The organism is Jutongia sp. SJQ-6 (assembly GCF_054161275.1).
The window spans coordinates 2,217,480-2,231,191 of the sequence record NZ_CP195314.1 but is presented as its reverse complement, the minus strand read 5'-3'; the positions used below and the strand labels follow the sequence as shown (position 1 = coordinate 2,231,191).

The 13,712-nt window shown below is 42.2% G+C and carries 13 protein-coding genes; 3 read left to right on the top strand and 10 right to left on the bottom strand.

The genetic code is table 11. From position 1 onward, the window contains the following. Nucleotides 1-33: 33 nt before the first annotated feature. The 3 genes from ACSAJE_RS10070 to ACSAJE_RS10060 are packed head-to-tail and all read right to left on the bottom strand — an operon-like array spanning nucleotide 34 to nucleotide 2,078. Nucleotides 34-1,257 carry a hypothetical protein gene (locus ACSAJE_RS10070; protein WP_458008686.1) on the bottom strand — a complete coding sequence of 408 codons (1,224 nt, stop codon included), beginning with the start codon at nucleotides 1,255-1,257 and terminating at the stop codon, nucleotides 34-36. Nucleotides 1,258-1,295: 38 nt separating this feature from the next. After that, a complete protein-coding gene (locus ACSAJE_RS10065) occupies nucleotides 1,296-1,466 on the bottom strand; it encodes a hypothetical protein (RefSeq protein WP_182448222.1) in 171 nt (56 codons plus the stop codon). Between the two features lie 48 nt (nucleotides 1,467-1,514). Further along, complete coding sequence (locus tag ACSAJE_RS10060; RefSeq protein ID WP_458008965.1) at nucleotides 1,515-2,078, bottom strand: accessory gene regulator B family protein; 564 nt, start codon at nucleotides 2,076-2,078, stop codon at nucleotides 1,515-1,517. A 301-nt stretch (nucleotides 2,079-2,379) separates the two neighbouring features. Between ACSAJE_RS10060 and ACSAJE_RS10055 the strand changes: the two genes are divergently transcribed. Next, entirely contained in the window at nucleotides 2,380-2,808 is a 429-nt protein-coding gene (locus ACSAJE_RS10055; protein WP_022025489.1) for a hypothetical protein, read from the top strand. 66 nt (nucleotides 2,809-2,874) lie between these two features. After that, on the top strand, nucleotides 2,875-3,018 hold the full coding sequence (locus tag ACSAJE_RS10050) for a hypothetical protein (RefSeq protein ID WP_022025490.1): 144 nt from the start codon (nucleotides 2,875-2,877) through the stop codon (nucleotides 3,016-3,018). A gap of 187 nt (nucleotides 3,019-3,205) precedes the next feature. Here the strand turns inward: ACSAJE_RS10050 and ACSAJE_RS10045 are convergent, their stop codons facing one another. The 5 genes from ACSAJE_RS10045 to ACSAJE_RS10025 all read right to left on the bottom strand — a co-directional run bounded on the left by ACSAJE_RS10045 (nucleotide 3,206) and on the right by ACSAJE_RS10025 (nucleotide 9,047). Then, nucleotides 3,206-3,637 (bottom strand): ACT domain-containing protein, encoded by a 432-nt coding sequence (locus tag ACSAJE_RS10045; RefSeq protein WP_022025491.1) that lies wholly within the window; start codon nucleotides 3,635-3,637, stop codon nucleotides 3,206-3,208. A 26-nt stretch (nucleotides 3,638-3,663) separates the two neighbouring features. Beyond that, nucleotides 3,664-4,971 carry a phenylacetate--CoA ligase family protein gene (locus ACSAJE_RS10040; protein WP_118508019.1) on the bottom strand — a complete coding sequence of 436 codons (1,308 nt, stop codon included), beginning with the start codon at nucleotides 4,969-4,971 and terminating at the stop codon, nucleotides 3,664-3,666. A 106-nt stretch (nucleotides 4,972-5,077) separates the two neighbouring features. Continuing rightward, the gene (locus ACSAJE_RS10035) at nucleotides 5,078-5,647 is read right to left on the bottom strand and encodes an indolepyruvate oxidoreductase subunit beta (protein WP_022025493.1); all 570 of its coding nucleotides are present in this window, start codon (nucleotides 5,645-5,647) and stop codon (nucleotides 5,078-5,080) included. Between the two features lie 12 nt (nucleotides 5,648-5,659). Next, on the bottom strand, nucleotides 5,660-7,387 hold the full coding sequence (gene iorA, locus ACSAJE_RS10030) for an indolepyruvate ferredoxin oxidoreductase subunit alpha (protein WP_022025494.1): 1,728 nt from the start codon (nucleotides 7,385-7,387) through the stop codon (nucleotides 5,660-5,662). A 190-nt stretch (nucleotides 7,388-7,577) separates the two neighbouring features. Further along, complete coding sequence (locus ACSAJE_RS10025) at nucleotides 7,578-9,047, bottom strand: family 43 glycosylhydrolase (RefSeq protein ID WP_458008964.1); 1,470 nt, start codon at nucleotides 9,045-9,047, stop codon at nucleotides 7,578-7,580. A gap of 371 nt (nucleotides 9,048-9,418) precedes the next feature. On the opposite strand from ACSAJE_RS10025, the gene ACSAJE_RS10020 reads away from it, so the two are divergent. Further along, on the top strand, nucleotides 9,419-10,306 hold the full coding sequence (locus ACSAJE_RS10020) for an AraC family transcriptional regulator (protein WP_458008963.1): 888 nt from the start codon (nucleotides 9,419-9,421) through the stop codon (nucleotides 10,304-10,306). Between the two features lie 100 nt (nucleotides 10,307-10,406). Here ACSAJE_RS10020 and ACSAJE_RS10015 read toward each other — a convergent pair whose 3' ends face one another. After that, entirely contained in the window at nucleotides 10,407-11,537 is a 1,131-nt protein-coding gene (locus ACSAJE_RS10015) for a hypothetical protein (RefSeq protein WP_118690292.1), read from the bottom strand. Between the two features lie 292 nt (nucleotides 11,538-11,829). Next, nucleotides 11,830-13,677 carry an ATP-dependent helicase gene (locus tag ACSAJE_RS10010; protein ID WP_458008962.1) on the bottom strand — a complete coding sequence of 616 codons (1,848 nt, stop codon included), beginning with the start codon at nucleotides 13,675-13,677 and terminating at the stop codon, nucleotides 11,830-11,832. Nucleotides 13,678-13,712 lie beyond the last annotated feature (35 nt).

Below are 13,712 nucleotides of genomic sequence, written 5' to 3'. Positions count from 1 at the left end.
TCCCCTTTATCATTATTTCCTGTTATCTGTTCCTTATTTCTTCTTGATCTGCGAACTTTTTACCAGTATGTTGACTGCCGTTCCGAGCACACCCGCACGTGGATCCAGCTTATCCGGATCCGAAATACCATCGCTTCTGCCGCACAGCCGCACGTAAAAGTCCGTCTTGTCAATGTCCCAGTACTTCTTATGGCAATACATCTGTTTTCCGGTAACACACGTTACCTCTTCTCCCGGATTGAGCTGAATGACATCCGGATAAAACTCTGTCTTTTTACTACAGGTAAAATATGTATTATCCCCTTTATATGCATACCTGCCATCTTTCATATAATGTCCCGTCGCCGGTACGGAAGCACGGATCCGTTTTGCCGTATCAGAATAGTTTTTGATCCTGCACTTGATAAACATCATATACCATGTACCTCCTTTTGCGGTCGGATCATCGTTCCGCACGTTTCCCTTCGAATCCACCAACTCCGGATAATACAGACCTTTTCGTTTATACTCTTTATAGCGTTTAACATTTGTGGTATACGCAACCTCTTCGATCCGATATCCCACTTCCTCATAAATGCACTCCTGATCCATGTCAAGGATGGAACCCTCCGGTGTATCCTTTTTCTTTGCTTTCTGTTGTTTTTGTGCAGATTTAGAGGAAGTACCTGCCTTATATGTAATGTTCGAAAGACTGATCTCACGGATGTCCGGATACGATGTCAGTACGATAGAAAACGGCAGCTTCTGCAGATCACGAAAATGAGCATCGGAAAACGATATTTCATACAGTTCATACGGCAGCGTTACCGGCACCTCTACGCCCGGTGCAATGGCGAGCATACAGGACTCAATGTGATTGATCTCACAAAACATCTCTGTGGACAGGGCATTGCCATACGCCGGGGATTTAATAACGATATCTGCGAGATTCAAATACTGCATATGCTCTGAACTGTTTTTGATCCGCATCTTTACCAAAAGCACTTTCAGACGTCCCGGCTCTCCTTTTGCAACATCTCCGTCAACATCCAACATGGGTTCAATGACCGGATACTGCTCCTTGATCTTGGAATAGTCGCAAATCATATTTTTCAGTACCGTATACTCTGTTCCGTTTATGGTCTGTGACTTCCTGTCGCTGAATGTTGTCACTTTCAGCCGATCATTCTCTCTGTTCACCTGATCAAACGAATATATCCCATAGCACAGCGCTGCACCAATACACAGTAAGATCAGACATTTCATTCCTGTTTTCATTCCGTTCCTCCATCCTGAATCATCCCCTCAAGTTCCCCTCAATTAAAAACCGCCCTCTCCGTAACATCTTTATGCTGCAATGACTGTGGTCTTACCGGCTGATGTAAAAATCCTACACACATCGGAGGCCATCCCTGTTCAATGACTCTCACATCTCGTTTTACAATCTTACCGGTCAACTTCATTACTGGGTTCTCTTTCTTTTCCATAATAATCCTCCATTTGTTAATACTATAAGCACATTGTTCCATAATGTTTCACATTATTTCCTGACGAAGTAATTTGGCCAAGATTACCGTCAGCGCACATAGGATAATTGCCGATGCAATAAATATGTGCAGAATCCCTGACAATAGATACAGACAGCTTGCAATCAATACTTCTGTCAATATCGTTACATAAACACCTTTTCGACAATCAGACATCTCTTCCTTTGACAGATTGAGATTGGGATGATTAACCGGTGAAAATATAAACAATACACAAATGCTGATTATCACTAGAAAAATCATTACAATCGGGTGTGCTTGAAGAAAAGGCGCTATCCATCTGACTACTGCCAATAGCATCGCAATCGTTCCCACCAAACAACCAAGCAAGGTTTTCGCATGATATCCGCCAGAGTACTGCCGTATCCCTTTAAAAGCAACAGCGTATATTAATCCCTCCAGTATGTTATGCGTCCATAAACATACCATCGCTAGCAAGGTATACGTAATGACTTGCTCTGCTCGTATTGTCAAAGCATAAATATATTCATCACGTTTCTCGCTTTCCAAAATTTCCTGACCTATCATCCGATCCACAAGTTTGGTTATCATGTGTGTCCTCCATCTGGACAATGTGCATCTCAAAGTTACATTTTCACTTTAACAAATCCATTGCGAATTTCAATGTCCATGTAAAAATTCGACTATTTCATGTAAAAATTCGACTATATTTTTTTATGAAAAGTTTTAAAATATGTCTTGACAAATCTTTTTCAGGTTAAATCTCAACCGAGAACTCCATGTCGACAACATAATTATTTAGTGTTAAAATAGTCAGGGATTCCATCTTCTCATATACTGAATTATGCACATTTGGAATCAAAGATTAAAAACGGAAAGTGAGGCGAAGAATATGAAGAAGCAGCATAGGCGTTGGATCAGTCTGTTCCTCGTTTTGGTGTTTATCCTCAACGGTATTTTTCTTGATGTTCCCGAACTGCATCAAGCTGCATCTCAGTTCACATTCGCCAATCACAAAGTTGTTTTTTCAGATCAGGATACGATACTGCATGCCTCGGCAAATATCCTACGAAATGCTGATTTTTGCACAGAAGATCTGCTCGGCATACAATCACGCGACGCCTCCAGTCTGCGTGGTGTAAGAGACGGTCGCAGAAGCAATGCAAAAGTACGAGTATTCTTGTCCTTGGTACATATTTTAGATTCAAAGATTTCCTATATTTCGGAAATGGCAGACTGTACCTGCATTGGCAATATTACCTTTAGCTGCAGGACAATTCTGCGTTATATACAGCGGCAGGATGGTAAAAAGCCACTTTAATCCACGATAGCGAGTAGCGTAATAAAAAGTCTAGCGTTCTTATTTTTAGATTTATGGAGGATTATTATGAGTATACCATTGTGGATTTTAATTATTATTGGAAGTATTTTTGGAATTGTTTTAACTGGCGGCACGGTGATCGGCTTGATCGCTGTCATTATTTTTAAGATCTACCGCAAAGTTAGATTTGGAATTTCCTTATACGAATAAACAACTATTTATGCCATAACTTATAAAAGAGCAAAGCCTACGTTTTTTGCTCTGCAAGAATTGCTAAAGCAATTCTTGGTGGTATAACACCACATTGTGAGCAGTTTCCTATAAAAAAGTAAAGAAACGGCTGTCCTGCGGATCAAACTGCAGGACAGCCATTCTTTATGTTGCACGTAACATTTCTTTACAGTTTCGCTAAGTCTTCCTGACTGATCAGACGAACATCGCTCGCTTTCAGCACTTCTGCACCTTTCTTAATATCGGTAACACGGAAGATCAAATGCGCCTTACCGGATGTATGCGTGTTAAAAGCATACATATATTCAACATTGATCCCATTCTCGCCAAAAATATCTAACACATTTGCCAGACTTCCCGGCTGATCCGACAACTCAATCGCCATAACATCCTTCGTAGAAGATACATAACCTGCATCTTTTATCACTGTGGATGCATTGTAGACATCATCAACGATCAATCGAACGATACCAAAGTCCTGCGCATCCGCAACCGATAATGCACGCATATTAATATTATTTTCACGAAGTACATCGGTCAGCTCTTTTAATTTACCCGGCTTGTTTTCCAAAAATACAGAAATCTGCTTAACCATCATAGTGGACACCCCCATTCATTTTTACATTATTTATACAAATTTCTCTTATCGATAACGCGTACCGCCTTACCTTCACTTCTTGTAATTGTTTTCGGATTTACAAGAGTTACTTTCGCATAAATACCAAGCATTGCTTTCAATGCAGTTACCAATTCTTTCTCCTTTGCCGTAACTTCGCTCATGCTGTCTGAGAACATCTCCGGCGTCATCTCCACCTGTACCTCGATCGTATCACTGTTGTTGACACGATCAACGATGATCTGATAATTTGCCGCATATCCTTTATTCATCAATACCGTTTCGATCTGTGATGGGAATACATTCACACCTTTGACGATCAACATATCATCACTGCGACCCAACGGTTTTGTCATTTTGATATGTGTACGTCCGCAGGAACATTTCTTGCGGCTCAAGATACAAATATCTCTCGTGCGGTAACGAAGCAGCGGGAATGCCTCTTTCGTGATACTTGTAAATACAAGCTCACCTTTTTCTCCATCCGGAAGAACCTCCCCCGTCTTTGGATTGATTACTTCTGCAATAAAATGATCTTCATTGACATGCATACCGTTCTGCTCAGAACACTCAAAGGCTACACCCGGTCCGGAAATCTCTGTCAGGCCATAGATATCATATGCTTTGATACCAAGTTTTTCCTCAATATCATGTCGCATCTCCTCAGTCCACGCCTCTGCACCAAAGATACCTGCCTTTAACTTAATCTGATCCTGTACGCCTTTCTCATGAATACTCTCTGCCAAATATGCTGCATAAGACGGTGTACAGCAAAGGATCGTGGATCCCAGATCGGTCATAAACTGAATCTGACGCTCTGTATTACCGGAAGACATTGGGATCGTTAGGGATCCAACTTTGTGGGAACCGCCATTTAAGCCGGAACCACCGGTAAATAATCCATAACCATAGGATACATGCACAATATCTTCTTTGGTACCACCGGCTGCTACGATCGCTCTGGCACAGCAGTCTTCCCATAGATCCAGATCATGCTGTGTATAAAAAGCTACCACACGCCTTCCTGTTGTACCACTGGTTGACTGGATGCGTACACAATCCTTTAATGGCATCGCTAACAGTCCATATGGATACTGATCTCTTAAGTCGTCCTTCTCCATAAATGGTAATTTATGCAGATCCTCAACGCCATGAATATCTTCCGGTTTGATCCCTGCCTCGTCCATTTTATTTTTGTAGAATGGAACATTGTCGTAGATGTGTTTCACCTGCTTAACAAGTCGCTCACTCTGCAGTTTCTTGATTTCTTCTACCGGCATCGTTTCGATTTCCGGCTGAAAATAATTTTGTGCCATGGTATTCACCCATTCCTCTCTCATATTGCAAGTTCGGGAGCTTCCCCTCCCAAAACTTGCTTTGCGAATTTCCCTTCACATTGTAAACCGCTAATATATCTTTATTCTAGTTGCGTCCCAGCATAAACGCTTTCTTGTTCATCTCCAAGAACTTCGGCGGTACACACGCTTCCAAAGACGCCAGCCAAGCTTCCTCGCTGATCTCCGGGAAGTAACGTGATACTCGTCCCATAAGCACGATATTTACCGCTTTTGGACTGCCTGCCTCCATAGCAAGAGACAATGCGTCCATATCATCAATATCCGCTCCGGCAGCTTTCATCTTTTCGATGAGATTCTCCGGATACTCTGCTGCTCCCGTGATAACCGGCATCGGGTCGATTTCCTGATCAGAAACGACAATCTTGCCGCCTTTCTTGAGATAGTTCATGTATCTGGCTGCCTCTAATTTCTCAAAAGAGATAATAACATCTGCTTGTCCTTTGTCAATGATCGGTGAATACACTTTGTCACCATAGCGCACATATGTTACAACGCTTCCTCCGCGCTGACTCATTCCGTGTACCTCAGATACTTTTACATCATAATTTTGACTGAGAAGTACATGTCCTAAAAGCTTGCTGGCAAGCAGAGAACCCTGACCACCTACACCTACGATCATAATATTTTTCGTCATTTTTGCGTCCTCCTATTCCGTAATTGCATCAAATTTGCAAAGCTGTTTACAAACGCCGCAGCCAACGCAAAGTGTGTTGTCGATCTGCGCTTTGCCGCCCTTAATACTAATTGCCGGACAGCCAAGCTTCATGCACATTTTGCAGCCCTTGCATTTGTCTTTATCAACATTCAAAGGAGGTTTTACCTCAACATATTTGAGAAGTGCACATGGTCTTCTGCTGATGATCACAGATGGCTCAGCGGCAGCAAGTTCTTCTTTGACTGCCTTATCACATGCTTCCAGATCGTATGGATCAACGACACGAACGCGGTTAAAGCCCATCGCCTTGCAAAGTGCTTCAAGATTGATCTTACCTGCCGGATCGCCCTTGATGTTGTAACCGGTCGTTGGATTCTGCTGATGACCTGTCATTCCCGTAATGGAATTATCTAAGATAATAACTGTTGAATTGCTCATGTTATAAGCAATGTTAGCAAGTCCGGTCATTCCGGAATGCATGAATGTAGAATCTCCGATCACGGCAACGGTCTTGCCTTCAGATTCTTCGCCACGCGCTTTATTAAATCCATGGATCGAGCTGATGGATGCGCCCATACATGCTGTTACGTCGATTGCTGACAATGGCGCAACTGCTCCTAATGTATAACATCCAATATCACCCATAACGGTACATTTGTTTTTGGATAATGTGTAGAACATTCCTCTATGAGGACAGCCCGCACACATTACCGGCGGTCTGACCGGGATGTTTTCATCCAAAGTCAGGCTTTCCTCTACCGGGATACCCATCTTTTCTGCAACCAGATTTTGTGAAAATTCATCTTCTAATGGGAATACGTCTTTACCTGTCACATCCAGTCCTAATTTCTTACAATGGCTCTCGATAATATCATCCAATTCTTCTATAATGAATAATTTGTCTACTTTTTGTGCAAAATCAAGAATTAATTTTTCAGGAAGCGGGTTGATCAGTCCCAATTTCAGGACACTTGCATTGTCTCCGAACACTTCCTTCACATATTGATACGAAGTTGAAGATGTTATAATTCCGATCTTAGTATCACCCATCTCAACACGGTTGAGTGGTGTTGTCTCAGCGTATGCGATCAAGTCTCTGGTACGCTGCTCTACAATTGGATGGCGGCGTTTCGCATTTGCCGGCATCATAACATATTTTGCTATGTCTTTCTTATATTCTTTGAGTGCCGGCTCCACACGTTCGGATGTTTCAACCAAACTCTGTGAATGTGCAACACGGGTACACATTTTCATGAATACCGGCGTATCATATTTCTCAGAAATTTCATAAGCGATCTTTGTGAATGCAAGTGCCTCTGCAGAATCCGAAGGCTCTAACATTGGTACCTTGGCAGCGATCGCATAATGTCTTGAATCCTGCTCGTTCTGGGATGAGTGCATACCCGCATCGTCCGCAACACCGATGATCATTCCGGCATTGATTCCGGTATAAGAGATCGTGAATAACGGATCTGCTGCGACATTAAGTCCTACGTGCTTCATTCCGCAAAAACTGCGTTTTCCCGCTACGGCAGCACCAAAAGCCACTTCCAGTGCTACTTTCTCATTTGGCGCCCACTCACAATAAATCTCATCGTACTTAGCTGCTTCTTCCGTAATCTCGGTACTTGGCGTACCCGGATAACTGGAAGCAACGCCACAGCCCGCTTCATACAGACCTCGTGCAACTGCAGCGTTACCTATCATTAACTGTTTCATTTAGCAGTTCCTCCTTTTTATCTAATGTGCTCTCGAAATAATATGTATGAACTTCGCGAGAGCGCATCCTGCATAATACTGATAATATTTTATCAAAAATTAAGCATAAGGTAAACTACTAATTGTGGGCAAGGGTGTTATTTGCAAAATTGGAACGTCCTAAGGATAAACAACTTTGCTGTGAAATCCTCTATTTGCAAAATTGGAATGCCTCTAGGTCGAATAACTGGCGACGTTCAAAATAGCAAGCTGACCATCCATTATATTCTGACTGTGCGATCAGATAAACCGCATGTCTTCCTGTGACGTTTTGCACTTTTGTACGAAGCGTAGTGCTATCTCGCTCAAACTCTGCCACGCCAATTTCTGTCTGCTCATCGTCGATACAAATATGCAGTTTGCCATGACAGCCCCGCGGATGTACTTTTGCCATAAATGTCATTTCATCTCCGGTAAAATCATCGCCAAAATCAAAATACTTCCAGCCCATTACGCAGCCATCGGTAATATTAGTGATGATTCTTGTAAAAGGATCTAATTCTGTGATGAATGCCGCTGGTTCATCTGCCTCAATTTTCTCTTCCTTTGACTCTGTGTCAACCTTAGGTTCTGCCTCTGACGGCTGCTCCGTTGTATCTGCTTCCGGCTCATTGCATAAATGCTGGCCTGTACTTTCAACATTTTCCTCCAATTGAGCAGTTTTTGTCTGTATGTTTTTCAGGACACATGCCGTATCTGCCGCCGTTGCTTCATACGGATTTAACGATTCCTCAAATCCAAGAGATGTCATTTCCACGGTTGGGATCGTGCCATCTTCTAATATCTCGATCCGCTCCACGCAGCCCCTGCGTGACATGATCGAGCCATTGGTCATGCGATGATAAAAAATATACCACTGTCCGTTAATCTGACAGATGGAGCCATGATCATTACCACCCGGATAGTCGACGCCATTATCCACAATATATCCTCGATATGTAAATGGCCCGGTTGGAGAATCCGATGTGGCATATGCAAGCCTGCTGCCAATTTTAGGTGAATAGATCAAATAATAGGTATCTCCTACTTTTCGTGGGGAACAGGCTTCAAAAAATCCATCCTCCGTCTCCGTAACCGGAATAATGTCCGTCTGATAACTTCCATCCACGACTTCATACATATTGTCCCCGTTCAGTTCACACATGTAAGATCCCAAGAATCCGCAATACACGTATACTCTTCCGTCATCATCAACCAATACACCCGGGTCAATAAACGTACCGTTGTCATAATGATCCGGTATATTGTACTGATACTGGGACAGCATCGTAAATGGGCCTTCCGGTCGGTCACTCACCGCTACACAGCCTTTCGCATCTACAAGATATGCATAGAGATAATATTTACCATCTTTCTCTACAACGTCCGGTGCATATAATTCATGTTCTGTCCAAGGTGTATCCGTTGTTTTGCCCTCTTTTGCCTTTGATCGGAAAATATCTCCGTGGCATGTCCAATGACCCAAATCATGGACAGATGCAGACCACACCTTTAATTTGTAATCACAAAATCTTTCACAATCCACACGATCATGTGATCCGTATACATATACGCGATCCCCAAATACTCTTGGTTCTCCATCCGGGATATACTCCCAAGATGGTAAATAAGGATTTGCCATAGTTAACCTCCGTTCTGTTCTTCGATAGGATATTCGGTGCAACTGTTAGTTTGCTCTCGCATCGTGATATTTATTTTGACGAGAATAACTTTTCATTGTAAAATTACTATGATGCAAACGATAAATATCGTTCGACCATAACCCTATTACTGTGTGTATTATACAAAAAGAATGTTTGTGGTTCAATAGAACAAAAAGACGTATATCTTTCATTTTCGGACTTGCGAAAATGGTTATAGAACCATGGAGTAATGTTTGTATTTTCAGCGCAGAGACAGTGCGGAACATCAGAACGGGGGTTATAGAACCATGGAGTGATGTTTGTATTTTCAACCAAAAGAAACATGCTGAAGATAGAATGGAGATTTCGTATGGATTTTTTTTTGAATTGGTTTACACAGGATGAAACATTTCCTTTTTTTATACAATATGGAACACATGACGAAGATCTGTGTCTACATACACATGCCGATTTTTCAGAGCTTGTGATCGTGCTGAGCGGCACCGCCACACATGTGGTGGACGGAGAAGAGTATCCAATCCGTAAGGGGGATGTTTTTGTGATCAGTAATAATACTGCACACGGCTATAAACACCCCAAAAATTTTCATATATGTAATATCATGTTCCACCTGTCCTATTTTTTGGACTATCAAAGTGATATTAAAACAACGGCAGGCTTTCATGCACTTTTTGTCATTGAACCCACCTTAACCAAAACCCAAGGTTTTAAGCGACAATTGACGTTGAACTTAGCACAATATGAAGAAATCCACACGTTGATCGTTTCACTCAAAAATGAATACGAAACTAAGCTCCCCGGCTATCAGACAATGATCATCAGTCTGCTCTCACAGCTTTTTACTTCGTTGTCACGTTTTTATGACGTGTCCCAAAAATCTAACAGTAAAGAGGTTGTTTCCATCGCAAATACTATTGCTTATATGGAAAATCATTACAATGAAGATTTATCCATCGAAGAACTGGCACAGTATTCCGGATTGTCCTCCAGACATTTCCGCCGGATCTTTCAGCGCATATACAGCATTAGTCCTACAAAATATATGACGATATTGCGCATTCAGGCCGCTATGAAAGCTCTGCAAAATCCTCATCTTTCAATCACAGAGATCGCTTTACTCTGCGGTTTTTCAGACAGTAATTATTTCTCAAGAAAATTTAAGGCTGAAACAGGAAAAAGCCCGCTGGAATACCGTAAGTATATCCAGGGACTTTCTAATTCCAGTATAACGATTTAACAACCGGCACGTCACGCAGGTCCTGGTGAACAAATGCCCGGCCTGTCACGCAGATCCTGATAAACACATGTCCGGCACGTCACGCAGGTCCTGTTTCAATTTATCGGAAACTTACCCATACAACCGGGTAGATTCCGTTCGGATCCCAGTTGGGCGGAAGATTGTCTTTATATTCTGAAATCGTATCTTCCGGCAATACAAATATTGGATTCTTAACAATATCTTCTTTTTTGGTCTCAACCGTTTGCATACCGGCACGTTTTTTTGCCGTAATTTCTTTTCCCATCATTACCTTTTCACGATCACTAAAATTAGCACTCGTAAATTTTCCATTCAGGAACTCTGTCAATTTCTTGCCTTTTAGATTCTCGCCCTCTTTTCCGGATGGCAATTCATCCTTACTCAGCGGTGTGCTGCGAATCAACATCGCTTTTTCCCCTAACAGAGCTTTATCCAATACCATCCAGCGCATTCCGGCATAGTATACTTTAGTTCCAATCTCTGCCTTACGCATAAAGCGTTTTTGGTAACGGGTTGTGCGGTGTTCTGCATCTGCATATGCACCCGCTAAACGGTATACTTTCATTGCTTTCTTATGGTGATTATCATCGTCATATTTCTTGGCGATCTTGTAATAACAGGATTTCTTCATTTTTCCTACACCCGGCAAATATTCTACCTGATCATATGAATTGATGGCAGCTTTGTAATCGCCAAGCATTTTATGCCCAAAACCTTTTACGATATACGACAATGGAGTTACCATGATCACCGTACAGATAACAACAATTACTGCCAATGCAATAGCGCGACGCTTATACACCTTGCGCGTTTCAATCTTGCGAATCCCCGCATGGCAAGCTTTGTCTCCTGCTTCTGCTTTATCTGCATATGCTGCAAATTTCTTTAATCTCCGATACTCGCTATTTGCAGCAATGTAGTCACTCTTTGTTTTTGCTTTGTCATACATATCTTTCGCCGTCTGTAAGGTTTTCTCGCAACCTTCACGTTCTATCTGATCTGCCTTATCTGCGCACTGCTTACGACGCTTCCTGGCATCCTCATAATCTCCCAACTCCTCAAACATGGCGGCTGCGGAGCGAAGCGACGTTACCGCTCTCTCAAATCTCTCGACACAGTCGATTGCATCCATCAGTTCTACGGCAGTATTATATTTTTCCTCTTCCGGAGAGGGACCTGTCTTAAAAATGTCCTCTTTACTAAGTGCCATATTTTCCTCCATTCATTTCGTTACTTCCAAAACGGTTCTCTGCAAAGTTGGCTGCTTTTCGAAGCCACTTTCTATATCGTTTGTTTTCTCCAAACTACTCTCTGCAAAGTTGGCTGCTTTTCAAAGCCACTCGAACTTCCTTATTATACAATACCTTGCGCATCTTTACACCCTTTTTTTGATTTTTTCCGGGGAAATTTATTTTTGAGTTAATTAATGATCATTTCCCACACTGTTTGCATAATGCTGTCATTTCTGACTGTTGACAGATTCCACTGTTCGCCTGCTACTGTTATGTCTGACTTTTGGCAGATTCCGGAAATATCTCGTCCAAGAAACGCGACGGATCAGTTTCATGATGAAGTCTGGTCTTTACATAGCTCATAATTAGCTTTGTTTTTGCGCGCGTCATTGCAACATAAAAAAGTCGTCGTTCTTCTTCCACATCTGCATCCAAAACCGCTTTGTTGTGAGGAGCAACACCTTCATTGACATCCGGAAGAAACACGATTTCATATTCCAATCCTTTGGCACCATGCATTGTCAATAGCTGTACCGCATCTTCTTTGGTTTCGTATTTTTTGTTTTCTTGCTCCTGCAGCGCCTCGCCATATTGTTTTATATAGTCAAACCATGCCTCCGTGGTCTCACACGCTCTCGCATCTTCCTGTAATTCATCCAATATATCAAACATATCCTCAGCGCGGATTCCCCGGTACTCTGCATATTCTCGAATATATTCATCGTAACCGATTCCCTTACGAATAAAATTAATGGCAGCATATGGTTTTAGCGACACCAGCATGGCAAGGTCTGATTGTAATTGCTCTATACGGTCAACCATCCAATCTTTATCTTCATAAAATAATTTTAATTCTTCAAAATCTGCATAAGTTTCCGTAAAAGCATTCCGATGTACATAGCGTTTTGGTCGATTAATGATACGCATCACCTTACTTCGCTCCCTTGCCCCTTGCGCCACCTCGATATAGGTCAATATATCTTTTGCGATCCAGTGCTCATATAAATTTGGCAAATGCTCCTTTAATTCAAAAGGAATGTTATACTCCATCAGCTTTACCGTCAGTCCGCGCGCCTGAGGATTGGTTCGAAACAGTACTGCCATTTCCCTGTACAAAACTCCCTTTTTACGATACTCCAAAATCTGCTGCCGTATCGCTTCATTTTGCTCAGCACTTTTTTCATAACAAAGGTTCTCGACCTCAGCTCCCGCCTCATGCGCTGCGAGGATGTCCTTTGGCAAACGATTTTGATTATGGGCAATCAGATTCCCTGCCGCTTTTACAATATTGGCACTACAGCGGTAGTTTACACCCAGCTTACATATTTGTGCGTTTTTATAATCCGCCAGAAATTGCTTCATAATATCCGGTCGTGCTCCTCGGAATCCATATATAGATTGATCGTCATCTCCTACTACAAAAAGATGGTTTTTCGGCTGCGCTAACAGTTTAACTGTCTCATATTGGACACGATTAATATCTTGAAATTCATCGATCAAAATATATGGATATTTTTGCTGCCACAGTGCGCGAATATCCGGCCGCTGTTCCAAAAGTTCGTAGCAATATACCAGCATATCATCAAAGTCAATAAGCCGCTTCTTCTCTAAGCAATGTTGATATTTCGTAAATATCTGTCGAAATGTATCCCCCGGACAGATCGGCGAATAATAATGCTCCAGCTCTATCCGCTCTCCTTTCACACGACTGATCTCCGCAGTCAGATCCACCAGAAACTCATTTTCATCCTGTATTTCTAATCTGCTTTCAGCAACCAGATCCCGCAAAATACGATACTTCATCTCGTCACGTATAATGTTATCTGCACTATAATGATAAGCATATTTTAATATCGTAAAGAAAACCGCATGAAATGTTCCAAATTGAACACCGCCCTTGCCTCCCTCTGCCAAATAGCGCTGCTTCATCTCAGCAGCAGCCGCTTTCGTAAAGGTAATGACTAAAATATTGCCGGGAGCTACATCATGCTCATTAACCAACCGTTTGATACGCTCTGTAATTGTATATGTCTTTCCGGAACCAGGTCCCGCCAAAACTAACATCGGTCCGGCAAAATGCGATACAGCAATTCTCTGCTCTTCGTTTAGTTCCCTCATAATCCTCCTACTCAATAAAAGGGCAACGCATTAAC

Excerpts from the sequence above, each read along its gene's own strand:
- ACSAJE_RS10035 (WP_022025493.1), bottom strand. The coding sequence starts at position 5,647 with ATGACGAAAAATATTATGATCGTAGGTGTAGGTGGTCAGGGTTCTCTG.
- ACSAJE_RS10065 (WP_182448222.1), bottom strand. The coding sequence starts at position 1,466 with ATGGAAAAGAAAGAGAACCCAGTAATGAAGTTGACCGGTAAGATTGTA.
- ACSAJE_RS10025 (WP_458008964.1), bottom strand. The coding sequence starts at position 9,047 with ATGGCAAATCCTTATTTACCATCTTGGGAGTATATCCCGGATGGAGAA.
- ACSAJE_RS10040 (WP_118508019.1), bottom strand. The coding sequence starts at position 4,971 with ATGGCACAAAATTATTTTCAGCCGGAAATCGAAACGATGCCGGTAGAA.
- ACSAJE_RS10050 (WP_022025490.1), top strand. The coding sequence starts at position 2,875 with ATGAGTATACCATTGTGGATTTTAATTATTATTGGAAGTATTTTTGGA.
- ACSAJE_RS10060 (WP_458008965.1), bottom strand. The coding sequence starts at position 2,078 with ATGATAACCAAACTTGTGGATCGGATGATAGGTCAGGAAATTTTGGAA.
- ACSAJE_RS10010 (WP_458008962.1), bottom strand. The coding sequence starts at position 13,677 with ATGAGGGAACTAAACGAAGAGCAGAGAATTGCTGTATCGCATTTTGCC.
- iorA (WP_022025494.1), bottom strand. The coding sequence starts at position 7,387 with ATGAAACAGTTAATGATAGGTAACGCTGCAGTTGCACGAGGTCTGTAT.
- ACSAJE_RS10070 (WP_458008686.1), bottom strand. The coding sequence starts at position 1,257 with ATGAAAACAGGAATGAAATGTCTGATCTTACTGTGTATTGGTGCAGCG.
- ACSAJE_RS10055 (WP_022025489.1), top strand. The coding sequence starts at position 2,380 with ATGAAGAAGCAGCATAGGCGTTGGATCAGTCTGTTCCTCGTTTTGGTG.
- ACSAJE_RS10020 (WP_458008963.1), top strand. The coding sequence starts at position 9,419 with ATGGATTTTTTTTTGAATTGGTTTACACAGGATGAAACATTTCCTTTT.
- ACSAJE_RS10015 (WP_118690292.1), bottom strand. The coding sequence starts at position 11,537 with ATGGCACTTAGTAAAGAGGACATTTTTAAGACAGGTCCCTCTCCGGAA.
- ACSAJE_RS10045 (WP_022025491.1), bottom strand. The coding sequence starts at position 3,637 with ATGATGGTTAAGCAGATTTCTGTATTTTTGGAAAACAAGCCGGGTAAA.